24 protein-coding genes are annotated in these 25,139 nt (G+C 64.1%); 18 read left to right on the forward strand and 6 right to left on the reverse strand.

Annotated features, from left to right (window positions below):
• Positions 1–43: 43 nt before the first annotated feature.
• From AC07OE_RS01970 to AC07OE_RS01985, 4 genes are all read left to right on the forward strand, one after another.
• Positions 44–973, forward strand: a complete 930-nt coding sequence (locus AC07OE_RS01970; RefSeq protein ID WP_495068880.1) for a DUF3034 family protein — start codon at positions 44–46, stop codon at positions 971–973.
• 24 nt (positions 974–997) lie between these two features.
• Positions 998–1,444: a group I truncated hemoglobin gene (locus tag AC07OE_RS01975; protein WP_495068881.1), complete on the forward strand. Its 447-nt coding sequence runs from the start codon at positions 998–1,000 to the stop codon at positions 1,442–1,444.
• 10 nt (positions 1,445–1,454) lie between these two features.
• Positions 1,455–2,117: a cupredoxin domain-containing protein gene (locus tag AC07OE_RS01980; protein WP_495068882.1), complete on the forward strand. Its 663-nt coding sequence runs from the start codon at positions 1,455–1,457 to the stop codon at positions 2,115–2,117.
• 188 nt (positions 2,118–2,305) lie between these two features.
• Entirely contained in the window at positions 2,306–2,899 is a 594-nt protein-coding gene (locus AC07OE_RS01985) for a CBS domain-containing protein (protein ID WP_495068883.1), read from the forward strand.
• A 26-nt stretch (positions 2,900–2,925) separates the two neighbouring features.
• Here the strand turns inward: AC07OE_RS01985 and AC07OE_RS01990 are convergent, their stop codons facing one another.
• The 3 genes from AC07OE_RS01990 to AC07OE_RS02000 all read right to left on the reverse strand — a co-directional run bounded on the left by AC07OE_RS01990 (position 2,926) and on the right by AC07OE_RS02000 (position 5,010).
• Positions 2,926–3,513, reverse strand: a complete 588-nt coding sequence (locus AC07OE_RS01990) for a nucleotidyltransferase family protein (RefSeq protein ID WP_495068884.1) — start codon at positions 3,511–3,513, stop codon at positions 2,926–2,928.
• Positions 3,514–3,610: 97 nt separating this feature from the next.
• On the reverse strand, positions 3,611–4,405 hold the full coding sequence (locus AC07OE_RS01995) for an anti-sigma factor (protein WP_495068885.1): 795 nt from the start codon (positions 4,403–4,405) through the stop codon (positions 3,611–3,613).
• Between the two features lie 11 nt (positions 4,406–4,416).
• Positions 4,417–5,010 carry an RNA polymerase sigma factor gene (locus AC07OE_RS02000; RefSeq protein ID WP_495069130.1) on the reverse strand — a complete coding sequence of 198 codons (594 nt, stop codon included), beginning with the start codon at positions 5,008–5,010 and terminating at the stop codon, positions 4,417–4,419.
• A gap of 307 nt (positions 5,011–5,317) precedes the next feature.
• Here AC07OE_RS02000 and AC07OE_RS02005 point away from each other — a divergent pair, with 307 nt between their 5' ends.
• The 5 genes from AC07OE_RS02005 to AC07OE_RS02025 all read left to right on the forward strand — a co-directional run bounded on the left by AC07OE_RS02005 (position 5,318) and on the right by AC07OE_RS02025 (position 11,063).
• Positions 5,318–5,914 (forward strand): ferritin-like domain-containing protein, encoded by a 597-nt coding sequence (locus AC07OE_RS02005; protein WP_495068886.1) that lies wholly within the window; start codon positions 5,318–5,320, stop codon positions 5,912–5,914.
• Positions 5,915–5,919: 5 nt separating this feature from the next.
• Positions 5,920–6,291: a c-type cytochrome gene (locus AC07OE_RS02010; RefSeq protein ID WP_495068887.1), complete on the forward strand. Its 372-nt coding sequence runs from the start codon at positions 5,920–5,922 to the stop codon at positions 6,289–6,291.
• A gap of 4 nt (positions 6,292–6,295) precedes the next feature.
• Entirely contained in the window at positions 6,296–6,844 is a 549-nt protein-coding gene (locus AC07OE_RS02015; RefSeq protein WP_495068888.1) for a DUF3455 domain-containing protein, read from the forward strand.
• A gap of 174 nt (positions 6,845–7,018) precedes the next feature.
• Positions 7,019–10,033: a bifunctional diguanylate cyclase/phosphodiesterase gene (locus tag AC07OE_RS02020; protein ID WP_495069131.1), complete on the forward strand. Its 3,015-nt coding sequence runs from the start codon at positions 7,019–7,021 to the stop codon at positions 10,031–10,033.
• 67 nt (positions 10,034–10,100) lie between these two features.
• Positions 10,101–11,063 carry a chemotaxis protein gene (locus tag AC07OE_RS02025; RefSeq protein ID WP_495068889.1) on the forward strand — a complete coding sequence of 321 codons (963 nt, stop codon included), beginning with the start codon at positions 10,101–10,103 and terminating at the stop codon, positions 11,061–11,063.
• A 38-nt stretch (positions 11,064–11,101) separates the two neighbouring features.
• Here AC07OE_RS02025 and AC07OE_RS02030 read toward each other — a convergent pair whose 3' ends face one another.
• Entirely contained in the window at positions 11,102–11,698 is a 597-nt protein-coding gene (locus AC07OE_RS02030) for a helix-turn-helix domain-containing protein (RefSeq protein WP_495068890.1), read from the reverse strand.
• An 82-nt stretch (positions 11,699–11,780) separates the two neighbouring features.
• Here AC07OE_RS02030 and AC07OE_RS02035 point away from each other — a divergent pair, with 82 nt between their 5' ends.
• The gene (locus AC07OE_RS02035) at positions 11,781–12,842 is read left to right on the forward strand and encodes a threonine aldolase family protein (RefSeq protein ID WP_495068891.1); all 1,062 of its coding nucleotides are present in this window, start codon (positions 11,781–11,783) and stop codon (positions 12,840–12,842) included.
• 92 nt (positions 12,843–12,934) lie between these two features.
• On the opposite strand, the gene argH is transcribed toward AC07OE_RS02035, so the two are convergent.
• Complete coding sequence (gene argH / locus AC07OE_RS02040) at positions 12,935–14,368, reverse strand: argininosuccinate lyase (protein ID WP_495068892.1); 1,434 nt, start codon at positions 14,366–14,368, stop codon at positions 12,935–12,937.
• Between the two features lie 39 nt (positions 14,369–14,407).
• Between argH and AC07OE_RS02045 the strand changes: the two genes are divergently transcribed.
• From AC07OE_RS02045 to AC07OE_RS02055, 3 genes are read left to right on the forward strand one after another with little or no spacing between them, the layout of a single operon-like run.
• Positions 14,408–15,445, forward strand: a complete 1,038-nt coding sequence (locus AC07OE_RS02045) for a sensor histidine kinase (protein ID WP_495068893.1) — start codon at positions 14,408–14,410, stop codon at positions 15,443–15,445.
• Entirely contained in the window at positions 15,442–16,209 is a 768-nt protein-coding gene (locus AC07OE_RS02050; RefSeq protein WP_495068894.1) for a LytR/AlgR family response regulator transcription factor, read from the forward strand. Before AC07OE_RS02045 ends, AC07OE_RS02050 begins: the two co-directional genes overlap by 4 nt.
• Positions 16,206–16,943, forward strand: coding sequence for a substrate-binding periplasmic protein (locus AC07OE_RS02055; protein WP_495068895.1), 738 nt, complete (start codon positions 16,206–16,208; stop codon positions 16,941–16,943). The genes AC07OE_RS02050 and AC07OE_RS02055 overlap by 4 nt, the downstream gene beginning before the upstream one ends.
• A 30-nt stretch (positions 16,944–16,973) precedes the next feature.
• Here AC07OE_RS02055 and ppc read toward each other — a convergent pair whose 3' ends face one another.
• Complete coding sequence (ppc, locus tag AC07OE_RS02060) at positions 16,974–19,796, reverse strand: phosphoenolpyruvate carboxylase (protein ID WP_495068896.1); 2,823 nt, start codon at positions 19,794–19,796, stop codon at positions 16,974–16,976.
• A 99-nt stretch (positions 19,797–19,895) separates the two neighbouring features.
• Between ppc and hemC the strand changes: the two genes are divergently transcribed.
• From hemC to AC07OE_RS02085, 5 genes are read left to right on the forward strand one after another with little or no spacing between them, the layout of a single operon-like run.
• Complete coding sequence (gene hemC / locus AC07OE_RS02065; protein ID WP_495068897.1) at positions 19,896–20,816, forward strand: hydroxymethylbilane synthase; 921 nt, start codon at positions 19,896–19,898, stop codon at positions 20,814–20,816.
• 3 nt (positions 20,817–20,819) lie between these two features.
• Positions 20,820–21,617, forward strand: coding sequence for a uroporphyrinogen-III synthase (locus tag AC07OE_RS02070; RefSeq protein WP_495068898.1), 798 nt, complete (start codon positions 20,820–20,822; stop codon positions 21,615–21,617).
• Entirely contained in the window at positions 21,617–22,675 is a 1,059-nt protein-coding gene (locus AC07OE_RS02075) for a uroporphyrinogen-III C-methyltransferase (protein WP_495068899.1), read from the forward strand. The genes AC07OE_RS02070 and AC07OE_RS02075 overlap by 1 nt, the downstream gene beginning before the upstream one ends.
• A gap of 1 nt (position 22,676) precedes the next feature.
• Entirely contained in the window at positions 22,677–23,954 is a 1,278-nt protein-coding gene (locus tag AC07OE_RS02080; protein WP_495068900.1) for a heme biosynthesis protein HemY, read from the forward strand.
• A gap of 31 nt (positions 23,955–23,985) precedes the next feature.
• A complete protein-coding gene (locus tag AC07OE_RS02085) occupies positions 23,986–25,062 on the forward strand; it encodes a GGDEF domain-containing protein (RefSeq protein WP_495068901.1) in 1,077 nt (358 codons plus the stop codon).
• Positions 25,063–25,139 lie beyond the last annotated feature (77 nt).

Raw genomic sequence — 25,139 nt, forward strand, 5'->3', positions numbered from 1 at the left:
CTTGCACGCCCCCGTCACCTAACTTTGATCGATTGGACGCCCCATGAACCACCTTCGTACCGCACTGCTGCTCAGTGCCGCAGGCCTGTGCAGCGGCTTGGCACACGCCGATACCGGCAAACTCCTGCTTACCGGGGGCGTCAGCTCCCTGGACGGCGCTGCCGGCGGAGGCCTGACGCCCTGGGCCGTCATCGGCACCAACGCCACCGAGGGTGAAGTAGGCGTATCCGCCCACCTGAGCCGCGCGACCACGCAGGATTACAGCCTTAACACCATGGGCGTAGCCTTTGCCTTCAACGACCGGCTGGAAATCTCGCTGGCGCGGCAGGACTTTGACGCATCCCCCGCTACGGCGCTGAACGGCCTGGGCTTTGCCGTGCAAAACGGCCAGCACGTGAAGATGGACGTGCTGGGGGTGAAGGTGAAAGTGGCCGGCGACGCTGTGCTGGACAGCGACACCTGGATGCCCCAGATCGCCGTAGGTGTCGAGCAAAAGTCGGTGGATGCGGGCTCCATCACCCCAGTGGTGGACTTTCTCGGCGCCAAAACCAGTGGAACGGACTTCTATGTCACCGCCACCAAGCTGTTTCTGGGCCAAAGCCTGCTGCTAAACGGCACGTTGCGCTACACCAACGCCAACCAGAACGGCCTGGTCGGCTTTGGCAGCAAGGTGCCGGGCACCAACGAAGGCAGCTGGGTGCCCGAGGTGTCGGTGGCCTACCTGCTGCGCAAAGACCTGGCCGTGGGCGCTGAGTACCGCGCCAAGCCCAACAACCTGCGCGCCATAGGCATGGCAAACGGCCTGGGCGAGGGCTTGCAGGAGGACGCCTGGAAAGACCTCTTTGTGGCCTGGGCACCCAACAAACACACCTCCATCACCCTGGCCTATGTGGACCTGGGGCGCGTGTTGCCCGGCGTCACCGCCAACCGCAGCCAGTCCGGCTATTACCTCTCGGCCCAAGTGGCGTTCTGATCTGAAGCACCGCAAGGAATTGACATGAAACACCTCCTCATCGCACTCGCCCTGGCCACTCTTGGCCTGTCCACCGCTCCCGCCATGGCGCAAAGTGCGGCCTCCGCGCCCAACGACACGCTCTACCAAGCCCTGGGCGCCAAGCCCGGATTGCAAGCCCTGATGGAAATTTTTGTAGCCGGCCTGAAATCCGACCCACGGATTGGCGGGCAGTTCAAGGACACCAAATCGTCGTATCTGCAGGAGCAGCTGGTGGACCAGTTTTGCGTGGTGAGCGGCGGCCCCTGCCAATACCAGGGCGCCGACATGAAATCTGCCCACGCGGGCATGGAAATCAACAAGGCCCAGTTCAACGCGCTGGTGGAAGTGCTGCAGGGTGCCATGGACGCGCGCGGCATTCCCTTTGCCACGCAAAACCAGCTGCTGGCGCGTCTGGCCCCAATGCACCGCGATGTGATCACCGCCAAGTGAGACCAGCACCATGCGTTTGACGTTTTGCATGACCGCCGCCTGCGCGGCCTGGGCCATGGTTGCCAGCGGTGCCGCTACGGCTGGCACCTTGGAGGTGCTGGTGCTGGACCGCGACGGCAAGCCCACGCCCGATGCCGTGGTGATCGTCACCCCCAGCGGCAAGGGCCAGCCCAAAACACCGCTGCCCAATAGCGCCGTGGTTAACCAGGAGAAGCAACAGTTTGTGCCTGCCGTCACCGTGGTGGCGGTGGGTGCCCGCGTGCGCTTCACCAACACCGACCCCTGGAACCACCACGTGCGCCTGGGCACGGCGGGTGCGCCCGTGGGCAACTCGGACGGGCAGTCCGCACTGCTGGAGGGCAAGGCCGAGGGTAAACCCGCCAGCTCCGCGGTGTTCACCATGGACAAACCCGGCGCCACCGGCGCGGCCTTGCTGGGCTGCTTCATCCACAGCCGCATGAGCGGCGTGGTGTACGTGGCCGATTCCCCCTGGACGGTGAAGACCAACGCCGAAGGCGTGGCCGTGCTGGAGGATGTGCCGGAAGGCGCTGCGACCCTGAGGGTGTGGCACGCAGCGCAGCTGGTGGAGAAGGCGCCACTGGTCTTGTCTGTGAGTCACCCGCCGGCCAAGGTGAGCTTTCAGCTGGATGTGGTGCCGCGGCGACGCGGTTGAGCATCTTGGCCCGGGACTGTTTGTGCAAAGCCGCGGTAAACCCGAGGAAAACCTGCGTAAATGATCTGGATCAAGTGGGCCAGCAGGCGTATAAAAGTAACAGTCGCTCCAGAACTGCCCACCAGCGACTAGCACCCGCCTAGCCAAAGGCTCCCCGGACGCTCAGGGTGAATTTATGAAAGATGTTCATGTCCTCTGCATCGCTGGCCACCTCCCGCCTCCACAAGGCAACACCCATTGTGCAATTCCAGTTGAATACGCACGGACCCGTGACGCTGGCGTCTCCGGCCATGTCGGTGTTCACCGATTTGTCGCAGGTGCGGGCTGCCACTGTGCAGGCGCATACCACCCTGGACCAGGCGGAGTTGAAGATGATTTACCTGGGGGTGCGTCTGCTTTTTGTGGTGTCCGATATGCCGGCGGTCGATGGCGTGCTGACCTATGTAGACATCGCGGGCGAACGTCCCACGCTCTTGGTGCAACAGCGAAAGATCAAGCACCACGAGTTGACTGTCGGTGATCTGATGACACCGCTCACCGACATCGATACCGTGCCTTTGGCGGCCTTGCGCCGTGCCACGGTGGCCGAGGTGGTGGAGACCCTCGTGCAGCATGGGCAACCGCATCTTTTGGTGGTGGACACCTCCGCTGAAGACGGCAGCACGTGCATCCGCGGCCTTATCTCCCAGGCGCAGGTGGAGCGCCAACTGGGCCAGACGCTGCCGCGGCATGACCGCGCACAGACATTTGCCCAGCTGGAGCAGGTGCTGGCCAGTCACTGATACATCGCCCTCTCTTCGCTGGCGGGCTAGCTGGCGGGCATCACTTTGACGTTTGGCCAGCGCTCCGTGAAGCGCTTCTGCGCGACGCGCTGGCGGTAGGTTTCCATGCTCGCGCGGGCGGGATTGCGGCGAACCACCATGGCGAAAAGATCTTCCAAGCCATGTGGCGCGATGACCTTGAGGGTGTTGTCGTGGTCCAGGGAAACACCTACGGCGGTGGCAAATTCCGGCCAAGAGGCGATGCCCTCTTCCAGGGACAACAAGGGCTCGACGGGGTGCCCGAACTGGGCCTCGAACCACAGGTGCACACCCGCCTGGTTGGTCACTTCCCATGGAACATGGGGGGCCAGCGCATGCAGCCGGGCTTGCAGTCCCATATCGCGTTGCGCAGAGATGTCTGAGGCGTCGAAATAGGCCACGTCCACATCGGGCAGCTGCGACGGCGACGGTTTGCCGTGCAGGGTATCCCATACAAGGTTACGAATCGCGCCGGCGCCGATGCACCAGTGGGGCAAGCCCAACTGCCTCACGGTGGCCAGTGCAGCCATTAGCCAGGGCGACTGGCGAACGATCTCGACCAGCTGTTGGTGGTGCGGTGTTTCCAATGTGGACATGCGGGAGACAATGGTTGCGTACTGAGTTACAGATCGAATGCTATCTATTTGGTAGCGAGTTGCGCATGTTTGACGGGGCTAGTGCTCTGTGGATGCCTTACAGCATTTTCTGAATCAACGCACCCTTGAACAGCACGGGCCCCGTCGGCCCGGTCTCGCTGGGCACGCCGCCTTTGGGCTCCAGGCTGATGGCGAGTGTGGGCACTTCGCGCACATCGCTCTCGCCAGCGGTCAGGCGCAGCAGCTTGTCGCTGCCCAGCACGCCCAGTGATTTGGGGCCACCGGCTGGGGGCAGGGCCCAGAGTTGCAAGGACCGGTCACCCGCCTCCTGGTAAGCACCCACGCGTTGCAGGGTGAGTTTTTTGGCTTTGGGGTCAAAGGTGACCAGCATGGACGCGGCGGCCTTGTCGTCGGCCAGTACGGCCACGTATTCAATCTGCGGTGTGCTTTGCAGCTGCGTTTGCAGGCGCGCAATCTCGCCACCCAGTTCCTGGCGCATGCCGATGCCCAGCGAAACGGCGGCGATGGTGGCAAACGCACCAGCTGCCGTAGCGGTGCGCCACACGGTCAGGCTGCGCAGCCAGCCGCCCAGTCCTGCGGGCTCTGCTGCGGCCGCTGTGGCTTGCGCGTGCACGGCTTGCTGCGCTGCGCTCTGTTTCTCGCCCTGTACCAGGTTGTCAATGCGCGTCCACACGGCGGGGCTGGGTTGGGCCTGCGGTTGCAGCTCGTTGAGGCTGGACATGCGGCTCTGCCAGATGAGGGCGGCGGCGCGCACGGGGGCCTGTTCGCGGGCCAGTGTTTCAAAGCGGCGGCGTGCGCCACCACGCAGGGTGCCCAGGGCATAGCTGCTGGCCAGGCGGTCCAGCAGTTCGGGGTGGTGGATGAGATTCATGGTGGGGCTCCTTACGCAAAGCGCGCCATGCACAGGCGCAGCTGGTCCAGCCCGCGGCGGATCCAGGTTTTGACCGTGCCCAGTGGCAGGCTCAGTTGCTGGGCCAGTTCGCTGTGGCTCAGGTCGCGCACATAGGCCAGGCTGACCACCTCGCGCTGCTTGTTGTCCAGTCGGCCCAGGCACTGGTGCAGGGCCCAGGCCTGTTCGCTGGCTTGGGCCGTGTCCAGGGGGGTGGGGCCGTCCAGTGGCAGGGTGTCGGCCAGCGTGTCGTCCAGCTCGTCGGTTAGGTGGCTGCGCTCGGCGGCGCGGCGGCGCAGCATGTCCAGGCCACGGCTGCGCACGATCAGGCCCAGCCAGGCCATGGGCGGGCTCAGCGATGCGCGGTAGTCGGCCGCAGAGCGCCATACGGTCAAAAACGCCTCCTGCAACACGTCTTCGGCCAGCTCGCGCTGCGGCACCACACGCAAGGCCAGGCCATAGAGTTTGCTGGCGCACAGGTCGTACAGGGCCTTCAGCGCCGCCTCGTCTCTCTGGGCAATGCGGTCCAGCAGCGCAATGAGCCGGGTGTCGTGGTTGTCGAGGGTCATGCTGCCATTGTCTGGCATGGGCGGCGGCGCGGCGGGCGGGCGTGGCTTGCGCATGAACGCACGCAGCTTGCTATGAAAAGTAGAGCGGCCTGTGCTGGTTTGATGGGGGCTAGAGGGTAAAAACATGCTCAATCACCTGGTGGAAGACCCCTGGGGGCTTGTAAGGAGTACGCGGCAGCGGGCCCACTGGATTCACCCCGTCAATGTCCGAGCGCGGCAGTGGGGCAATCTGAATCCAGTGTCGGGGCTGGGTGCGTATTGAGAGCGTGGGTCGGCATTTTTCGTCCCGCCTGTTTCGTCTCTCACCTTTTCAAAGGATCTGACCATGACTTCCCTGATTCAAACCCTCACCGCTGGTGCTTCCGTTCCTTCCCGCCGCGCCTTCATGGGCCGCACGGGCACCCTGTCTGCCGTGGCCGTGGCCCTGCTGGCCGGCCAGGACGCCATGGCCCAAGGCATGGCCGGCGATACGTCCAAGGACGTGAACATCCTCAACGTGGCCCTGGGCCTGGAGCATGAAGCCATCAACGCCTACCAGTTGGGCGCGGGTAGCGGCTTGCTGCAAAAGCCGGCGCTGGACGTGGCCGTGCGTTTCCAGGCCGACCACAAGGCCCACCGTGATGCACTCATTGCCACCATCCAGAAGCTGGGCGGCACACCGGTGATGGAAAAGAAGCTGGACGACTACGCCAAAGCCCTGAAGGCCGACACCCTGCGCAACCAGGGCGATGTGCTGGACCTGGCCGCGCGCCTGGAGCTGGGCGCCATCAACGCCTACCTGGGTGTGATTCCCGCCTTTGGTAACAAGGACCTGGCCAAGGTGGCGGGCCGCCTGGCCGCGGACGAGACCATGCACTACACGCTGCTGCAAAACGCCTTGGGCCGTCCGCTGCCTGCCGGCGCTTTGTCTTTCGGCGCGTGATCGGTATGCGTCTGCCCTGCGTGCTGCTGTTGGGGCTGCTGGGCCTGTGTGCCGGGGCCCAGGCCCAGTCCGTGGCGCGCGGGCAGGCGCTGTTCGAGAGCCGCTGCGTGGCCTGCCACAGCCTGGACGCCAACCGCGTGGGGCCCGCCCTGCGCGGCGTGGTGGGCCGCACGGCGGGCAAGGCCAAGGGTTACTTTTATTCCGAGGCCATGGCCGCGGCCACCCATGTGTGGGATGTGCCGATGCTCAAGGCCTGGCTCACCAACCCCGAAACCGTGGTGCCCGGGCAGGACATGAACTACCGCCTGGACATCCCCCAAGACCGCGACGACGTGGTGGCCTACTTGGCCTCCGTGTCCGCACCCGCCCCCAAGTAAAACCATGAACACACGTACTTCCGTTTCTCTCTCGTTGGTGTTCATTGCCGGCCTGGCGGCCTGTGCCAACCCGCCCATGCGCACCCCTTTCAGCCAAGACAGCCTGCCCACCGCCGTGAAAGTGCCCGCGGGCCATGCCGTGGCTATGGAGACCGCCGCCGCGGGCGACATCCTCTACCAATGCCGCGCCAAGAAAGACATGGCCGGCCAGTTTGAATGGGCGTTTGTAGGCCCCGACGCGGGCCTGAAAGACCGCAGCGGCAAGGTTGTAGGCCGCTACTACGGCCCGCCCGCCACCTGGGAGAGCACCGACGGCTCCAAGGTTACCGCCACGCAAGTGGCCGTGGCGCCCAACGGCGAAGCCAACATTCCGCTGCAACTGGTGAAAGCCAACCCTGCCATGGGCATGGGTGCCATGCAGGGCGTGACGTACATCCAGCGTGTAGCCACCCTGGGCGGCATGGCGCCCAAAGCCGCCTGCGCACAGCCCAACGAAGGCGCCAAACAGCTGGTCCCCTATACGGCGGACTACATCTTCTACCGCGCCATGTAAAGAGGCCGGACCCTGCTGTCCAGGGTCCCGCAGACGACACACGGGTGCAAATTCACCCGTTTGGGGGATAGGCATGCCTGCCGTCGCCCCCACAGAATGGGGGCGACGGCAGGGCAACCTGCCAAACGGACCAATAGGCCTCTCAACCCCCGTGGGGAAAGCCGTGTGAAACCGATGTGGCAGCGACTGACCCAGCGTTTTAACGCCTACAACCACCGTGAAGTGATTGGGCTCATGGGCGCGCTGCTGGTGTGTATCTGGGGTTTTGTCGGCTTCTGGTCGTGGTGGGAATATTCCCACACCATCACCTCGAACACGCGCGTGCTGGAGCAGCTGACAGCGGCTGTCCAGGCGCAAACCCACAGTCTCTTCAAGCAGGCCGAAGCTTTGCTCATTGTCAGCAAGCAATGGATGGCAGAGCACCCGGACCAGGACCCCTCCCGCAGTCCTGACTTTGTGGCCCAGGTCGACAAACTGCGCGAGACCTCGAATGGCCTGCTGGACATTCGCCTGGTCACGCAAACCGGCGATTTGCGGTTTGTGCCCGACCTGGGGCAGGGCAACGACGTCAATGTGGCGGACCGCGACTACTTTCTTGCCCAGCGCGACCCCAAAACGCGGGGGCTGTACGTTGGCCAGCCCATCCTGGGCCGGATCAGCAAGAAGTGGGTGATTCCCATCTCGGCGCCGGTGGACCGCAGCGGCGGCAATATTGCGGTGATGCTGATCAGCATCCAGCTGGAGCGCATTGACAGCGCGTTTGAAGCCGAGCGCATCAAGCCTGCGGGCACCATTGGTATTGTGCGCACCGATGGCACGGTGCTGTTTCGCAGCCCCATGAATGAAAAGACCATCGGCCAGTCCATTGCCAAGGGGCAGGCTTGGGGCAGTTTCATGGGCGTAATGGCCAAGGGCGCCTACGAGTCACAGGTCAGCCTGTTTGACAGCCGGCCGCGGCTGGTGACCTTCTCACGTGTGGACGAGTACCCGCTGGTGGTGTATGTCAGTGCCAGCAAGGACGACCTGTTGGAGCCCTGGCGCCTGCACACCGCCATCTTTGGCGCAGTGGCCGGGCTGCTGTCCGTGTTCAGCATGGTCATGAGCTCGGTGCTGATGCGGGCCTTGACGTCGTCGCGCCGCTCTGAGGCCATCATCCTGTCCACCGACGAGGCGGTGGTTGGCAAGTCGCTGGACGGCATCGTCACCAGCTGGAACCCGGGTGCGCAGCGCATGTTTGGCTACGCGGCGGCCGAAATGATTGGGCAGCCCATTTTGAAGCTGTTGCCGCGCGACCGCTTGGGTGAAGAGGCGGTCATTCTCGAAAAAATCCGGCGCGGCGAAGGGGTGGAGCATTTTGAGACGGTGCGGGTCTGCAAGGACGGGCGCGAGATCAACGTCTCGGTCACCATCTCGCCCATCCGCAACAGCTTTGGCCACCTGATCGGGGCCTCCAAAATCGCACGCGACATCACAGCCCAGAAAGTCGCCACACGCCAGCTGCGCCTCACGGCGAGCGTGTTCAACAACACGGGCGAGGGCATCATGATCACCGACCGGGAGGGGCTGATCGTGGAGGTGAACGACGCGTTCACGCGCATCACCGGCTACCGCCGTGAGGAGGTGGTGGGCAACGACCCCGGCATGTTCCGCTCCAGCCGGCAGGGGCCCGAGGTGTTCAAGGCCCTGCGCCGTGCCTTGGCGCGCCATGGCGAGTGGAAGGGTGAGCTCTGGAGCCGTCGCAAGGACGGCGAGGCTTATTCGGCTTGGCTCACCGTCAGCAAGGTCAGGGGCAGCTCCGGCAAGGTGCGCAACTATGTGGCGCTGTTCTCCGATGTGACCGTGCTCAAGCTGCAGCAGGAGGAGCTGGAACACGGCGCCCACTTTGATGCGCTGACGGATTTGCCCAACCGCCTGCTGCTGTCCGACCGCCTGCACCAGGCCATGACGGTGTGCCAGCGCCACCACCAGAGCCTGGCCGTGCTGTACCTGGACCTGGATGGTTTCAAGACGGTGAATGACCAGTTTGGCCATGAGGCCGGGGATGCCCTGCTGGTGGCCGTGTCTCGGCGCATGCAGGCGGCGCTGCGCGACGTAGACACGCTGGCGCGCATGGGCGGCGACGAGTTTGTGGCGGTGCTGACCAATGTGGAGAACATCCAGGACTGCATCCAGATGGTGACCCGTGTGTTGCACGCCTGCGCTGAGCCGGTGCGCATTGACGGGCGGGACCTGCGGGTGACCGCCAGCATTGGCGTGACCATGTACCCGCAGGACAACGCCGAGGCCGACCAGCTCATGCGCCACGCGGACCAGGCCATGTACGAGGCCAAGCAGAGCGGCAAAAACCGCTTCCACATGTTCGACTCTGCGCAGGATGCCGAGGTCAAGAGCCGCAGCTTGCAGCAGGAGCTGATCTCGCAGGGTTTGAGCAACGGGGAGTTCGTGCTGCACTACCAACCCAAGGTAAACATGCGCACCGGCGCCATCATTGGCATGGAGGCCCTGATTCGCTGGCAACACCCGGAAAAAGGCCTGCTGCCGCCCGATGCCTTTTTGCCGTCCATTGAGAAGCATCCCCTGATCGAGACCCTGGGGGCCTGGGTAATCGAGGCTGCCCTGCAGCAGATGGTGTTGTGGAAGGCCCAGGGCCTGCAGCTTTCGGTGAGTGTCAACGTCGCCGCGCGGCAGCTGCAGCACCAGGAGTTCCCGCAGCAGTTGGCGGCCATTTTGGCCAACTACCCAGATGTGGATGCCGGCCACCTGGAGCTGGAGGTGCTGGAGACCAGCGCGCTGGACGACATTGGCTCCACCGCCACCATCATGCAGGAATGCCACCGCGTCGGCGTGCGCTTTGCGATCGATGACTTCGGCACGGGCTACTCCTCGCTCACCTACCTGCGGCACCTGCCGGTGGATGTGCTGAAGATCGACCGCAGCTTTGTGCGCGACATGCTGGAGGACCAGAGCGACCTGTCCATCGTGAACGGGGTCATTGGCCTGGCGGTAGCCTTTCACCGCGAGGTGATTGCCGAGGGCGTGGAGAGCGTCGCCCATGGCCAGCGACTGATTGCACTGGGCTGCCACCTGGGGCAGGGTTATGAGATTGCCCGCCCCATGCGCGGCGAACAAATTCCGGACTGGTGCGCCACCTGGACGCCCCCTGCAGAGTGGATGGCCCAGGCCTGCTGAGCGCGCTACAGTTGGAGGTGACGCGCCATCCTGCTATCGTGTGGTGCAAAACATCGCGGGAATGCACATGAACACAGCAATGAAACCCACCCAGCATGCGCACAGTAGCGCAGACAACCGGCTGCAGCTGCTGCTGTTTCGTCTGGGCCAGGAAAAGGGCTCCACACGGCGCGAGCTGTTTGGCATCAATGTGTTCAAGGTGCGCGAGATTGTGGTGGCCCCCCACATCACGGCCATCGTCAATGCGCCCAAGTTCGCCATGGGGCTTGCCAATGTACGGGGCCAGCTTATCCCCGTGATCGATTTGCCGCGCCTGGCGGGCTGCGAGCCGCAGACCGACTCGGGCATCGTGCTGGTGACCGAGTTCGCCCGCAACACCCAGGCCTTTCTGGTGGATGAGGTGGTGGAGATCGTGCAGCTGGATTGGAAGCACCTGCTGGCGGCCGACTCCAGCTCGTCCCTTTTGTTGTCAGGTGTGGCCCGCATTGATGGCGATGCCAAGGATTCGCGCCTGGCCCAGGTGCTGGACGTGGAGCAAATTCTGCGTGATGTGCTCCCGGCCACCCACAGCCAGGAGAACAAGACATCCGGCATCGCCAAGGTCCAGCTCCCACCGGGCTCGGTGGTGCTGTTTGCCGACGATTCGGCCGTGGCCCGCATGCTGGTGGAGGAGAGCCTCAAGACCATGGGCGTGCAGTTTGTGGCCGTGAAGAATGGCAAGGAAGCCTGGGAGCGGCTGGCCAGCCTGCAGGCCGAAGCGACGGCGCAGGGCAAGAAGGTCCGGGACAAGGTTGCCCTGGTGCTGACCGATCTGGAAATGCCCGAGATGGATGGCTTCACGCTCACGCGCAACATCAAGAACGACGTCCGCTTCTCCGGCATCCCTGTCATCGTGTATTCGTCACTGACTGGCACCGCCAGCGAAGGCCACGCCGCCAGCGTGGGCGCCGATGCCTATGTGGCCAAGTTTGAGCCCCGGGAACTGGCCGAGTCGATCAGCAATGTGCTGGCCAATTCGCTATCGTTTTAGTAGCTTCTCAGGCTTATTTAACGGGGCTCGGGGCTTGTTTAGCTGAGGTATTCGACCACCAGCAGCGCCTTGGCCTGGCCCTTGCCGGTGTTGCGAATGGCGTGTTGCACGTCCACCGCGTAGCGTGCGCTGTCGCCGGCCTTGAGTACCTTGCTGCTGTCGGCCGCCTGCACGGTGAGCGTGCCGCTGAGCACTGACAAATGTTCCTTGGCGCCCGCTTCGTGCGGTTCTGACGCCAGTACCCCACCGGCTTCCAGCGTCAGCTCGTACCACTCCACCTTGCCAGCTAGGGCGATGGGCCCCAGGATGCGCAACGTGCACTTGCCATCCGGGCTGGTGGTGACCGGAATGCTGTGTGCCGGCACCAGTTCCACGGTGGGAGCTACCTTGTCGGCGCTGCCACCGGCCAGCAGGTCGGTCAGGCTCAGGCCCAGCGCGCTGGCCAGACGCCACAGCACGCCCACCGTAGGGTTGGCCTGGTTGCGCTCCACCTCGGACAGCATGGACTTGGACACCCCCGCGCGTTTGGATAGCTCGTCCAGCGAGAGCTTCTGCGCCTTACGGATTTCCTGCAGCTTGGAGCCGACGGCGGGCGGGCCGTCGTGAAGGGGATTGGGGGTGGGGACTTGCGCCATGGTGGTTTTGGTCGGTAAAATGGATTTTTGTTCGATATACCGGAAATATCCGCTCATCCAATCTTACACCGCCCACGCCACCATGACCACCGCAAACACATCCCTGTCCACTGGCCACTACCTGCAATTTGCCAGCGACAACACCTCCGGCATCTGCCCCGAGGCCATGCAGGCGTTCATGGCGGCGAATACGGGATTTGCCGCGTCGTACGGCAATGACGATGCCACGCGCCTGGCCTGCGACCGCATCCGCGAGGTGTTCGAAGCGGACGCCGAAGTCTTCTTCGTCTTCAACGGCACGGCCGCCAACTCCATCGCGCTGGCCTCGCTGTGCCAGTCTTACCAGGCGGTGATCTGCAGCGACACGGCCCATGTGGAAACGGACGAGTGCGGTGCGCCCGAGTTCTTCTCCAACGGCTCCAAGCTGCTATCGGCCCCGCACCGCCATGGCAAGCTCACCTCGGCCGGCGTGCTCGAAGTCATCACCCGCCGCACCGATGTGCACTACCCGCGCCCCAAGGTGGTCACGCTGACCCAGTCCACTGAAATGGGGTCCATCTACCAGAAGGGCGAGATCAGTGGCATCAGTCGCATCGCGCAGGAGCACGGCCTGAAGGTGCACATGGACGGCGCGCGCTTTGCCAACGCCGTGGCTGCCATGAAGGTTGCTCCGGCGGACATCACCTGGCGCGCCGGGGTGGATGTGCTGTGCTTTGGCGGCACCAAGATGGGCCTGCCGATCGGCGAAGCGATTGTATTTTTTGACCGCCAGCTGGGCGAGGAGTTTTCCTACCGCTGCAAGCAGGCCGGGCAGTTGGCCTCCAAGATGCGCTACCTGTCGGCCCCTTGGCTGGCCATGCTGACCGACAACACCTGGCTGCGCCACGCAACGCATGCCAACGCCATGGCACACCGCCTGTCGGAAAAGATTGCCGGCATTGCGGGCGCCGAACTGCTGCTGCCCACCGAGGTGAACGGCGTGTTTGTGAACCTGCCCGAACCGGCCATCGCCCGCCTCAAATCCCTGGGCTGGACCTTCTACACTTTCATCGGCGGTGGCGCCCGCTTCATGTGCTCCTGGGCCACCACGGAAGAAGCGGTGGACCATTTGGCGCATGACCTGGAGCGTGCGCTGGCGGGTTAAGGGAGATGAAGATGCTACGAATTCAGTAGCTACTAGCGCATATTCCACGGGGGCTAGACCCCCATTTCACTACAAACTCTGGGTTTCGCGGTTCAACCCAAACGCGCGCGGTGCCGCGCCACCTGCGCTTTCACCTGCGCCGGCGCCGTGCCGCCCAGAATGTTGCGCGCGTTGAGCGAGCCGCGCAGGCTCAGGCACTCGTAAACGTCTTTCTCAATGCTGGCATGGAAGCCTTGCAGCACGGCCAGGGGCAGCTCGGACAAATCACAGGCGTGGGACTGGGCCGCCTTGACGGCGTGGGCCACGGTTTCGTGCGCATCGCGGAAGGGCAAGCCCTTCTTCACCAGGTAGTCGGCCAGGTCCGTGGCGGTGGCGTAGCCCTTGAGCGCGGCACGCTCCATGGCTTCAGCGTTCACGCTGATGCCGCCTTCCTTCTGGCCGGTGGCCGCATTCACCTGGCCGCCAATCATCTCGGAGAAGATGCGCAGCGTGTCCTTCAGCGTATCCACCGTGTCGAACAGCGGTTCCTTGTCTTCCTGGTTGTCCTTGTTGTAGGCCAGGGGCTGGCCCTTCATCAGGGTGATCAGGCCCATCAGGTGGCCGACCACGCGGCCGGTCTTGCCGCGCGCCAGTTCGGGCACGTCGGGGTTTTTCTTCTGCGGCATGATCGACGAGCCCGTGGTGAAGCGGTCGGCGATCTTGATGAAGCCGAAGTTCTGGCTCATCCAGATGATCAGCTCTTCGCTCATGCGGCTGATGTGCACCATGGTCAGGCTGGCGGCGCTGGTGAACTCGATCGCGAAGTCGCGGTCGCTCACAGCGTCCAGGCTGTTTTGGCACACGCCGTCCATGGCCAGGGTCTTGGCCACGCGCTCGCGGTCCAGCGGGTAGCTGGTGCCGGCCAATGCAGCAGAGCCCAGCGGCAGGCGGTTGGTACGGCGGCGCACTTCCGCAAAGCGCTCTGCGTCGCGGCTGAACATTTCCACATAGGCCAGCATGTGGTGGCCAAAGCTCACGGGCTGGGCCACTTGCAAGTGGGTAAAGCCGGGCAGGATGACGTCGGTGTTGGCCTCGGCCACCTCCACCAGCGACTTTTGCAGGTCCACCAGCAGCTCGCCAATCAGGTCAATCTCGCTGCGCAGCCACAGGCGCACGTCGGTGGCGACCTGATCGTTGCGGCTGCGGCCGGTGTGCAGGCGCTTGCCCGCGTCGCCTACCAACTGGGTCAGTCGTGCTTCGATGTTCAGGTGCACGTCTTCCAGGTCCAGCTTCCATTCAAAGGCGCCGGACTCGATCTCGCCCCAGATCTGCGCCATGCCTTTTTGGATAGACGCGTGGTCTTCGGCGGAAATGATGCCTTGCGCGGCCAGCATTTCGGCATGCGCCAGACTGCCGGTAATGTCGGCCTGCCAAAGGCGCTTGTCAAAGAACACGCTGGAGGTGTAGCGTTTGACCAGATCGCTCATGGGCTCGGAAAACAGCGCAGACCACGCTTGGGACTTTTTATCGAATTGGTTTTGGGACATGGGAAGCGGTTCTCAGAATGGAGTCAAAATCCGGTGGACATGAACGACACCCAAATATTATCGACGTTCCAGGAGCTGGCCCCCGAGCCGCCAGCGGCGCCCAAGGCGCCGGCGTTGGTGTTCGACGCCTGCCAGATGGGTGTGGTGTTGCGGGCGGTGCTGTTTGTGGAGGTGGCGGTGGGTGTGGCGTCCATGTACGCCGCCAGTTCCTTGTGGGACTGGGTGATGCGCCTGGCGCTCGTGACCGGTGCAGCATTGCCAGCCACGCTGGCCTGGCTGCTGACGGCCTGCATCGTCAAGCGCTGGCTGGCCCGCATGCCCGCGGGGGTGCAGTATTCGGTGGCCGTGGCCTTGGGCGCGGTGGCGGGTGCCTACGGTTGCAGCCTGCTGGCGGTGGCGGGGCTGCTGGAGCGGTCGCCCTGGGTGGCCAGCATGTTCAGCGGTGCATTTTTGTCCTCGCTATTGGTGGCGGCACTGGTCATGCGCGCCAAGGGCCGCACCCCGGCCGACACCGCCGCACGCCTGGCCGAACTGCAGTCGCGCATCCGGCCGCACTTTTTGTTCAACACGCTCAACAGTGCCATCGCGCTGGTGCGTGCCGAGCCCGCCAAAGCCGAGACGCTGCTGGAGGACCTGAGCGACCTGTTCCGCCATGCGCTGATGGACCAGGGCACCGAGGTCACGCTGGCGGAAGAGATTGCGCTGGCCCAGCGCTACATGGCGATTGAGAAGGTGCGCTTTGGCGACAGGCTGGACGTGCAATGGTCGCTGGACCCCGAGGCGGACCATGCCAAGCTGCCGCCCCTTTTGCTGCAGCCGCTGGTGGAAAACGCAGTGCGCCATGGTGTGGAACCCAGCTCTGTGGGTGCCGCGGTGCGTATCTCCACCCAACGTCGCGGTTCGGTGGTGGTGGTGAAAGTGACCAACACCGTGCCCGCTGGCCAGGGTGCCGAAGGCCATGGCCTGGCGCTGCGCAATGTGCAAGACCGCCTCTCGCTGTTGCATGATGTGCAGGGCCAGTTCCGCAGCGGCCTGCGGGATGGTGTTTACCAAGTGCGAATGGAGTTTCCCGCATGAACATGCCCCTTGCTGCTCCTCGGCGTTTGCAGGTCATGGTGGTCGATGACGAGCCGTTGGCCCGGTCCCGCCTGCGCACGCTGCTGGGTGATTGCAAGAGTCCCGCGGCCGACGTGGTGGCCGAGGCTGCGAACGCCAGCCAGGCGCTGGAGCTGCTGCGCCGCCAGCCAGTGGAGCTGGTATTTCTGGACATTCACATGCCCGGTGCCGATGGCCTGGCCCTGGCCGAGTCCTTGCGGGCGCTGCCGCACTCACCAGCCGTGGTGTTTGTCACCGCGCATGCCGAACATGCGCTTCAGGCCTTCGAGCTGGAGGCGGTGGACTACCTGACCAAGCCGGTGCGCATCGAGCGCCTGCAGGCAGCGCTACAAAAAGCAGAGCGCTTTGCGCAGATCCAGTCAGGGCCCGTGGCCAACTTCGTATCGGATGAGGTGCTGGTGATCCAGGAGCGCCACCGTACCGAGCGCGTGCCACTGCACCAGGTCATCTACTTCAAGGCCGAGCTCAAGTACATCACGGTGCGCACTGCGGCGCGCCATTACATCCTGGATGGTTCGCTCAACGACCTGGAAGAAAAATACCGTGAACACTACGTGCGCGTGCACCGCAACGCCATCGTGGCGCGCCGTGCCGTGCGCGCGCTGGAGAAACATTTTGACCCTGAAGAGGGGGACGGCTGGGCCGTGCGGCTGCAGGGGGTGGATGAGTTGCTGTCGGTCTCGCGTCGCCAACTGGCTGTGGTACGGGGGCTGATCACCCAATGAGCCTGCGTGGCCTGATGCTGCTGTGCGGTGTGTGGGCCCTGGCGGGTGTGTGTGCGGCACAGACGCTGCGCATTGGTGCGGAAGACGATTGGCGGCCCTATGCCTACGTGGCCGATGGCAAGCCCGCGGGGTTTGCGGTGGATCTGGCGCGTGCCGCCTGGGCCGCTGCGGGTGTGGAGGTGGAGCTGGTGCCCTTGCCCTATGCGCGCTGCATGAAAGAGGTGGACAACAACCGGCTGGCTGGTTGTTTTGACACCCTGCGGGATGCCCGCACCGAAGCCAAATACCGTTGGCACAAGCAGCCCCTGTTCAAGGCCCGCATTGCCATCTATGGCCGCAGCAACCAACCCGACAGCAAGGTGGACCTGCAGGCCCTGCGTGGCACGCGTGTGGGGGTGACCAATGGCTATGACTACGGTGAAGCCTTTGACAGCGACCCATACATGCTGCGCGATGTGTCTTCGTCGGACCTGACCTCGTTGCGTAAGCTGGTGGCCGGCCGGGTGGACTATGCGCTGGTGTTTGACCGTGTGGCCACCCAGATCGCCAGCATCCACCCTGAGCTGGCGCAAGGCTTCAAGCAACGCGGGGTGCTGGTGGAGCCGCAGCTCTACATCTCGTTTGCCCGTGACTTTCCCGGCATCGAACGCACCATCGCCCAGTTTGACGAAGGGCTGGAGAAGGTGCGCAAGTCCGGGGAGTACGCGCGTATTGAAGCGCGCTGGCGCCAGTGAAACTGGCGCCAGCGGCAGTGCTGCAGGAACTCAGCCCGTGTTGCGCAACCCAGCCGCAATCCCGTTGATCGAGATGTGAATCCCGCGCTGCACGCGCTCGTCGGCCTTGCCTTCGCGGTAGCGGCGCACCAACTCCACTTGCAGGTGGTGCAGCGGGTCGATGTAGGGGAAACGGTGGCGGATGGATCGTTGCAGCGCCGCGTTGTTGGCTAGGCGGCCTTTTTCACCCGTGATGGTGGCCAAGGCTTGCGCCGTCGCTTGCCACTCGGTCTCAATCGCGGTGAATATCTTCTTGCGCAGACGGGCATCTCCCACCAGCTCGGCATAGCGCGAGGCCAGGGCCAGGTCGCTCTTGGCCATCACCATGTCCATGTTCGAGAGGAGGGTGCCGAAGAAGGGCCACTGCTTATACATCTTCTGCAACAGTGCCACGCGCTCTTTCTGCTCGGCGGCCGTGCCGCTGCTGATGAACTTCTGCACGGCGGAGCCAAAGCCGAACCAGCCTGGCAGTGTCAGACGGCATTGGCCCCAGCTGAAGCCCCAGGGAATGGCGCGCAGGTCTTCAATCTTTTGCGAGGCCTTGCGCGATGCGGGGCGTGAGCCAATGTTGAGCTCGGCAATCTCGCGCAGAGGTGTGGAGGCGAAGAAGTATTCGGTGAAGCCGGGGGTCTCGTACACCAGCGCGCGGTAGGCGGCCATGCTGTTTTGCGACAGCTCGGCAGCCGCTTCCAGGAAGGCCTTGGTGGCCGACTTGGTGGGCTGAAGCAGCGTGGCTTCCAGCGTGGCAGCGACCAGGGTTTCCAGGTTGCGCCGGCCGATTTCGGGGTTGGCGTATTTGGAGCCAATCACCTCGCCCTGTTCTGTCAGGCGGATCTGGCCGCGCACGGTGCCAGGGGGCTGGGCCAAGATGGCCTGGTAGCTGGGGCCGCCGCCGCGGCCGACCGTGCCGCCACGGCCGTGGAACATGCGCAGCTGGATCTTGTGCTGCTTGTCCAGCACGTCAAATAGCTCCACCAACGCGATTTCGGCGCGGTATAGCTCCCAGTTGCTGGTGAAGATGCCGCCGTCCTTGTTGGAGTCGGAGTAGCCTAGCATGATGTCCTGCTCGGCACCGCTGCGCTTGACCAGATCGGCCACGCCGGGCAGCGCGTAGAACTCGCGCATGATGGGCGCGGCGTTGCGCAGGTCTTCGATGGTTTCGAACAGGGGCACCACAATGAGGTCGGCCACCGCCTGTGCATCCAGCGTGCCGCGCATCAGGCCCACTTCCTTCTGCAGCAGCAGCACTTCGAGCAAATCGCTCACGGTCTCGGTGTGGCTGATGATGTAGTGGCGGATCGCCTCATGGCCAAAGCGCTCGCGCATGACCTTGGCGGCGGCAAAGATGGCCAGCTCGCCTTGGGCATGGGCCGAGTAATCCACACCATGCACACGCAGTGGGCGCGCGTCGTTGAGCAGGCCCAGCAGCAGCGTGCGTTTGGCTTCTTCCGTCAGTGCGCTGTAGTTGGCTTCCACGCGGGCGGTCGCCAGCAGTTCGGCGACCACCTCCTCGTGCTTGTCGGAACTCTGGCGCAAATCCACCGTGGCCAGGTGGAAACCGAACACTTCCACGGCACGGATCAGCGGACGCAGGCGCTGGGTGACCAGCGCTGCACCGTGGTGTGCCTTGAGCGACGCTTCGATAACGCGCAGATCGACAACAAATTCCTGCGCCAGCAGGTAGGGGTTTTGCGGCGCCACCGCGTGGCGTGCGGCCTCGGTACCGGTCAGGTTCTTGAGCGTGGCGGCCAGGCGGGCATACATGCCGGTCAGCGCGCGGCGGTAGGGCTCGTCCATGCGGTGGGCATTCTGGTCGGGCGAGCGCTCGGCCAGGGCCTGCATGTCGGGCGTGCAGTCGGCCAGCATGGCGGAGATGGACAGCTCGGCGCCCAGGCGGTGTACTTCGGTCAGGTAGTGGCGCAGGGCCACTTCCGATTGGCGGCGCAGCGCGTATTCCAGCGTCTGGGCACTCACATTGGGGTTGCCATCGCGGTCTCCACCAATCCACTGGCCCATGCGCAGGAAGCTGTGTACGGGCTGGTTGCCCAGCATCTCTTCCAGGTCGGCGTAGAGCTTGGGAATTTCGCGCAGGAAGGTGGACTCGTAATAGCTCAGCGCGTTTTCGATTTCGTCGGCCACGGTGAGCTTGGAGAAGCGCAGCAGGCGGGTCTGCCACAGCTGCATCACGCGGGCGCGCATCTGGGCTTCGTTGGCGGCCAGCTCCTTGGGGGTCAGCGCGTCCTTCTTGCTGTCCACCATCGCGGCACGCAGCTTGATTTCGTCACGCGTAGTCAGCAGCTGGGCAATGTCGCGCTCGGCATCCAGAATGCTCTTGCGTTGCACTTCAGTGGGGTGGGCGGTCAGCACGGGGGAGACGTAACTCTGCGCCAGCGTTTGCGAGATGGTCTTGGGTGCAATGCCAGCCCAGCGCAGGCGCGACATGGCCACTTCGATGCTGCCTTCCTGCGTGTCACCGGCGCGTTCGTGGATGGCGCGGCGGCGGATGTGGTGGCGGTCTTCGGCCAGGTTGGCCAGGTGGCTGAAGTAAGTGAAAGCGCGGATCACACTCACCGTCTGGTCGCCCGACAAGCCCTTGAGCAGTTTTTTCAGCGCCTTGTCGGCTTCGTGGTCAGCATCGCGGCGGAACGCCACCGACAACTTGCGGATTTGTTCAATCAGTTCGTAGGCTTCCACACCTTCCTGTTCGCGAATCACGTCGCCCAGAATGCGACCCAGAAGACGGATGTCTTCCACCAGAGGGCGTTCGTTGTCTTTGCTTCGCTTGGCCGTCTCAGCGGCAGGGGCATTTTTCATGGGTCAAACAGGTGGGAGTGGAGGACGCTTCGAACGAAGCAAGGATCGCGCCCATGCTAGCATCGAAGGCATTCCTCCGATTACCAACAGGGTACGATTTTGCGTAATTTTACGATCGCCACACGCGAGAGCCGGCTGGCGCTTTGGCAGGCCGAACATGTCAAGGCGTTGCTGGAGCAACAGGGGGCTTCTGTGGCCCTGCTGGGCATGACCACCAAGGGCGATCAAATCCTGGACCGTTCGCTCAGCAAAGTGGGTGGCAAGGGCCTGTTTGTCAAAGAACTGGAAGTGGCGCTCGAAGAAGGGCGTGCCGACCTCGCCGTGCACTCGCTCAAGGACGTGCCCATGGAGCTGCCTGACGGCTTCGATCTGGCCTGTGTAATGGAGCGCGAGGACCCGCGCGATGCCTGGGTGTCCAACCGCTATGCCAGCCTGCTGGACCTGCCGCAGGGCGCCGTGGTTGGCACATCGAGCCTGCGCCGCGTGGCGCTGCTGCGTGCGCTGCGCCCCGACTTGCGCATGGAGCCGCTACGCGGCAATCTGGATACCCGCCTGAAGAAGCTCGACGATGGCCAGTACGACGGCATTGTCCTGGCGGCGGCCGGTCTCAAGCGCCTGGGGCTGGCCTCGCGCATCCGCGCCACCTTCAGCCCCGAGCAAATGCTGCCTGCCGCCGGGCAAGGTGCTTTGGGTATCGAAATTCGCCGGGGCCGAGCCGATGTGGCCCAGGCCCTGGCAACGCTTGCGCACCAGCCCACCTGGTTGGCCGTGGCGGCTGAGCGTTCGGTGAGCCGCATGATGGGTGGCAGCTGCTCCATGCCACTGGCGGCGTATGCCACGCTGGACGGAACGCAGCTGCACATTCGCGCAGCATGGGGCGATGCCGACGGTGTGCTGCCCCTGGTGACAGCGCAGGCCGCTGGCCCGGTGACGGATCACGCGGCGGCCGTGGCGTTGGGTGAGCAGGTCGCGCGCCTGCTGCAAGAGGGCGTGCGTGCGCAGACCGCGGCTGGGCACTGAGCCATGCGCGTCATCGTGACCCGTCCGCAGGCTGAGGCCGCGCAGTGGGTGCAGGCCTTGAACGATTCGGGCTACCAAGCACACAGCCTGCCCCTGATCGATGTATTGCCCCCGGCCCAGCCGCAGGCGGTGCGTGAAGCCTGGGCCCGGCTGGCGCAGAACCACTATGACGCGGTGATGTTTGTCAGCCGTAACGCGGTAGACCATTTTTTTGCATTGAAACCGGCTCTAGCCCCCGTATTCATTGCGCGAGGAGCTATCAAAAGCAGAGCATTTGTGACCGGGCCTGGCAGCTATTCGGCCTTGTTGCGCGCTGGCGCCGAGCCTGGCTGGATTGACGCTCCGCCGCATGACAAGGGTCAGTTTGATTCCGAGGCCCTGTGGTCGGTGGTCCAGTCCCGGATCGTGCCAGGCTTTCGCCTGCTGATTGTTCGTGGCACCACCGCGCAAGGCGAGGCCAGTGACGAGGGCGTGGGACGGGACTGGTTTGCCCGGCGTGCTACTGCCGCAGGTGCGGTGGTGGACTTTGTGGTGGCTTACCAGCGCCGGCGCCCGGATCTGTCGGCCGACAGCCAGGCGCTGATCAGCGAAGCGGCCCGTGACGGGTCGGTCTGGCTGTTCAGCAGTTCAGAAGCCATTGCCAACCTGGTGGCCTGGTGTCCCCAGCAGCCCTGGCAGCAGGCCCGTGCGGTGGTGACCCACCCGCGCATTGGTCAGGCCGCCCGCGATGCCGGCTTTGGCACTGTGCGTGAGTCCAAACCTGCGCTGGCAGCGTTGATGGCGTCGATAGAATCTCTCTGATGAATACTGAGTCCCCGGTTCCCCTGGCGCCTGAGGTAGTGGATGTCACGCCGCAGGCCGGCGCGATCCTGCCCGCGGTCAAATCCTCCCGGCGCTTGCTGCGTGGCGTGGCCGTGGTGGCAGTGGTCGGTTTGGTGGCCAGCGTGTTCCTGTGGCAAAAGCTCAGCTCCATCCAGGAGCAGCTGGCGCGCCAAAGCGCCGATGCCGGTACCCAGGCCACCGAGGCGCGCGCTACCGCTCGCCAGGCCCAAGAGCTGGCCATTGAGACCGCTGCCAAACTGGCCGTGACAGAGGCGCGACTGAGCGAAGTGTCGCTGCAGCGCACCCAGCTCGAAGAACTTATGCAGAGCCTGTCGCGCTCGCGCGATGAGAATCTGGTGGTCGACATTGAGTCCTCCCTGCGTCTGGCGCAGCAGCAGGCCCAGCTCACCGGCAGTGCCGAGCCGCTGCTGGCCTCCCTCAAGTCCGCCGAGTTGCGGGTGGCACGTGCAGCCCAGCCACGTCTGACGCCGCTGCAACGTGCGATCGCCAAGGACGTGGCACGCATCAAGGCCACCGCGCTGGCAGACACCCCGGCGCTGCTGGTCAAGCTCGACGAACTGGTGCTGCTGGCCGACGATTTGCCGGTAGCCAACGCAGTTGCCGTGGCGCGCCCTGCTGCCAGCTTGCAACGCAAGACTGAAGAGTCCGTGCCCACCTGGTGGGTGCGTATGCTGGCGGAGGTGCGGGAGGAAATCCGTGGCCTGGTGCGGGTGAGCCGCATAGAAAACCCCGAGGCGCCACTGCTGTCGCCCGAGCAATCCTTCTTTGTGCGCGAAAACCTCAAGCTCAAGTTGCTCAACGCCCGCCTGGGCCTGTTGGCCCGGCAGACCGATTCGGCGCGTGCCGACCTGGCCGCGGCTTCCGCGTCGCTGGTTCGTTATTTCGATACCTCGTCGCGCAAGACCCAGGCCGCGCAGGGTGTGCTGCAGCAATTGCAGGGCCAGATGCGTTCGCTGGAGCTGCCACGCGTGGACGAGACCTTGGCTGCATTGGCCACGGCGGCGGCGGGGCGCTGATATGCGGGCTGCACTGTGGCTGATGGCGTTGTTTGGCACGGCCGTGGCGGCCGCGCTGTTTGCGGGCAACAACCAGGGCACGGTCACGCTGTACTGGCCGCCCTACCGCGTGGACGTGTCGTTGAATTTGGTGCTGCTGGTCTTGGCGCTGGCGTTTGTCACGCTGCACCTGGCACTGCGTGCGCTTTCGGGCCTGTTCAGCATTCCGCTGCAGGCCAAGCGCTGGCGCCTGCAGCAAAAAGAGCGTTCCATCCACACGGCGCTGATTGATGCGTTGCTGCATCTGGTGGCCGGGCGCTTTGTGCGTGCCCGCAAAGCTGCGGAGCTGGTGGTGACGCTGGAAGAGTCGGTGCGCGCAGGCGATGAAAACGTGGTGCAGGCCGCGCGCTTGCGCACGCTGTCGCACTTGTTGGCGGCCGAGAGTGCACATGCGTTGCAGGACCGCGCGGTGCGCGATCAGCACTTTCAGCTGGCGCTGGAACACACCCATTTGCGGGAGGCGCAGGACGCGCGCGATGGCGTGCACATGCGTGCGGCGCGCTGGGCGTTTGATGACAGAGACCCTGGAGCCGCCATGCAGTGGCTGGACCAACTGCCCCAAGGAACGGCACGTCGCACCATTGCACTGCGGCTGCGCTTCAAGGTGGCGCGCCAGGCCGGCAAGGCCCGCATGGCGCTGGATGCTTCGCGCCTGCTGACCAAGCACCGCGCGTTTTCTGAAGTGGCGGGGGCCGGCATTGCCCGTGGCCTGGCATTGGAAATGATTCGTTCGGCCTATGACCCCGCGCAACTGCAGCGCGAGTGGGAGCACCTCGACCCCGCTGAACAGCGCATCCCCGAAGTGGCGCTGGAAGCGGCCGAGCGCTGCCTTACCCTGGGCGGTGATGTTGCGGTGTCCAGGTTGTGGGTACACCCGCTGTGGCAAACCATGTCGCAGCGCCTGGATGCGCTGAACCCGGCGTTGAGGTTGCGATTGATTCGTGTGCTGGAGAAAGGCTTTGCCGCCGCTGCCGGTGCGCCCGATGCTGCGTGGCTTGCGCGTATCGAGTCGTTGCAGTTGGCCAATCCCGCAGACCCGATGCTGCAGTACCTGGCCGGCGTCATGTGCGCGCGTCTGGAACTGTGGGGCAAGGCCCAGCAGTTGTTGCGCCAATCGCTGTCCATGCTCAAGGACAGGGAGCTCAAGCGCGATGCGTGGCGAGCCCTGGCTGAACTGGCCGAACAGCGCCAGGATATGGCCGCTGCGGCACAGGCCTACAAGGAAGCTGCCAAAGCGTGACGGAGCCGGTTTTCAGGGCTATTATCCGCCCATGGCCACACTCATAGACCACCTCATCAAGCTCACAGACCACCGCGAGCGCGACCTGTTGGAGCTCACCTTGTCCAAGGCCTTGATTGACCTTGTACCCATCCAGCGTGTCATCGTGGCACGGGTGGTTAGTGAAGAGGGGGTTCGGCGATGGCTGGAGGTCACCACGCTGGACGCCAAGGGCGGTGGCAAGGTGGTGGACCCCTTGCGTGTGGACTTTCAAAAGCTCCCCCTGTTGGAAGACAACAAAGACCGCCTGCAGGCCTTGCAGACGCGCAGCACGGTGGAAATTGCCTGGGCCGGTGAAGACGGCCCGCGCATCACGTATTTCCCGCTGTTTGCCGAAAGTCTGAGCGACGATGAAGGCGCACTCGAGATTCACTCCGCCTCGGTGCTGAGTTCCGAGCAAGTGCAAACCATTGGTGCCGTGCACCACGTGTTTCGCAACATGTACCACCTGTTGGCGTACAGTGACCGCGATGCCCTCACGGGCCTGTTGAATCGCAAGTCGTTGGATGACACGTTTTACAGCGCCGTGCTGGACGAACTCGGTGAGGGCGATGCCGTGTCCCGAGGCGCCCCCGAAGTGGCAGCCCCGCCTGGGCAGGAGCGTCGCCACAGGGTGCCGCCCAACTACTGGCTGGGCACCATCAGCGTCGACAGCTTTGGCTTGATCAATGACAAAAACGGCCATCTGATTGCCGAAGAAGTGCTACTGCTGGTGGCGCGCATCATGAACAACACCTTCCGCACCTATGACCGGCTCTACCGGTTCGGTGGTGAGCAGTTTGCGGTGTTGATGCACTGCCCCGACGAAGCCTTGGTTCTGGCGGCCTTTGAGCGCTTCCGCGCCAACATTGAAAAGTTCAACTTCCCGCAGGTGGGACGCTTGACGATTTGTGGCGGCTTTACCCGCGTGACACCCGACGATTCGCCCAGCACCGCACTGGAGCGCGCCGAGCGTGCGGTGGACTATGCCCAGCACAACGGCCAGAACAAGGTGTTCAGCCATGCTGAACTGGTTCGCCGTGGTTTCTTTGGCGAAGCCCTGAAGATTGGTGCCGTGGATTTGTTCTGAGCGATCCGTTTCACCCATGCAAAAGGGGCACCGCGGTGCCCCTTTTGCATGACCATGGGGGTTCTTGCGAACCCCCA

The sequence above is a fragment of the Rhodoferax sp. GW821-FHT09E07 genome, from assembly GCF_059416145.1.

Coding starts and splice junctions, on each gene's coding strand:
- AC07OE_RS01975 (WP_495068881.1), top strand. CDS start 998: ATGAAACACCTCCTCATCGCACTCGCCCTGGCCACTCTTGGCCTGTCC.
- AC07OE_RS02025 (WP_495068889.1), top strand. CDS start 10,101: ATGAACACAGCAATGAAACCCACCCAGCATGCGCACAGTAGCGCAGAC.
- AC07OE_RS02005 (WP_495068886.1), top strand. CDS start 5,318: ATGACTTCCCTGATTCAAACCCTCACCGCTGGTGCTTCCGTTCCTTCC.
- AC07OE_RS02000 (WP_495069130.1), bottom strand. CDS start 5,010: ATGCCAGACAATGGCAGCATGACCCTCGACAACCACGACACCCGGCTC.
- AC07OE_RS02035 (WP_495068891.1), top strand. CDS start 11,781: ATGACCACCGCAAACACATCCCTGTCCACTGGCCACTACCTGCAATTT.
- argH (WP_495068892.1), bottom strand. CDS start 14,368: ATGTCCCAAAACCAATTCGATAAAAAGTCCCAAGCGTGGTCTGCGCTG.
- AC07OE_RS02010 (WP_495068887.1), top strand. CDS start 5,920: ATGCGTCTGCCCTGCGTGCTGCTGTTGGGGCTGCTGGGCCTGTGTGCC.
- AC07OE_RS02050 (WP_495068894.1), top strand. CDS start 15,442: ATGAACATGCCCCTTGCTGCTCCTCGGCGTTTGCAGGTCATGGTGGTC.
- AC07OE_RS02015 (WP_495068888.1), top strand. CDS start 6,296: ATGAACACACGTACTTCCGTTTCTCTCTCGTTGGTGTTCATTGCCGGC.
- AC07OE_RS01995 (WP_495068885.1), bottom strand. CDS start 4,405: ATGAATCTCATCCACCACCCCGAACTGCTGGACCGCCTGGCCAGCAGC.
- AC07OE_RS01970 (WP_495068880.1), top strand. CDS start 44: ATGAACCACCTTCGTACCGCACTGCTGCTCAGTGCCGCAGGCCTGTGC.
- AC07OE_RS02080 (WP_495068900.1), top strand. CDS start 22,677: ATGCGGGCTGCACTGTGGCTGATGGCGTTGTTTGGCACGGCCGTGGCG.
- ppc (WP_495068896.1), bottom strand. CDS start 19,796: ATGAAAAATGCCCCTGCCGCTGAGACGGCCAAGCGAAGCAAAGACAAC.
- AC07OE_RS01990 (WP_495068884.1), bottom strand. CDS start 3,513: ATGTCCACATTGGAAACACCGCACCACCAACAGCTGGTCGAGATCGTT.
- AC07OE_RS02055 (WP_495068895.1), top strand. CDS start 16,206: ATGAGCCTGCGTGGCCTGATGCTGCTGTGCGGTGTGTGGGCCCTGGCG.
- AC07OE_RS02045 (WP_495068893.1), top strand. CDS start 14,408: ATGAACGACACCCAAATATTATCGACGTTCCAGGAGCTGGCCCCCGAG.
- AC07OE_RS01985 (WP_495068883.1), top strand. CDS start 2,306: ATGTCCTCTGCATCGCTGGCCACCTCCCGCCTCCACAAGGCAACACCC.
- AC07OE_RS01980 (WP_495068882.1), top strand. CDS start 1,455: ATGCGTTTGACGTTTTGCATGACCGCCGCCTGCGCGGCCTGGGCCATG.
- AC07OE_RS02085 (WP_495068901.1), top strand. CDS start 23,986: ATGGCCACACTCATAGACCACCTCATCAAGCTCACAGACCACCGCGAG.
- AC07OE_RS02020 (WP_495069131.1), top strand. CDS start 7,019: ATGTGGCAGCGACTGACCCAGCGTTTTAACGCCTACAACCACCGTGAA.
- AC07OE_RS02070 (WP_495068898.1), top strand. CDS start 20,820: ATGCGCGTCATCGTGACCCGTCCGCAGGCTGAGGCCGCGCAGTGGGTG.
- AC07OE_RS02075 (WP_495068899.1), top strand. CDS start 21,617: ATGAATACTGAGTCCCCGGTTCCCCTGGCGCCTGAGGTAGTGGATGTC.
- AC07OE_RS02030 (WP_495068890.1), bottom strand. CDS start 11,698: ATGGCGCAAGTCCCCACCCCCAATCCCCTTCACGACGGCCCGCCCGCC.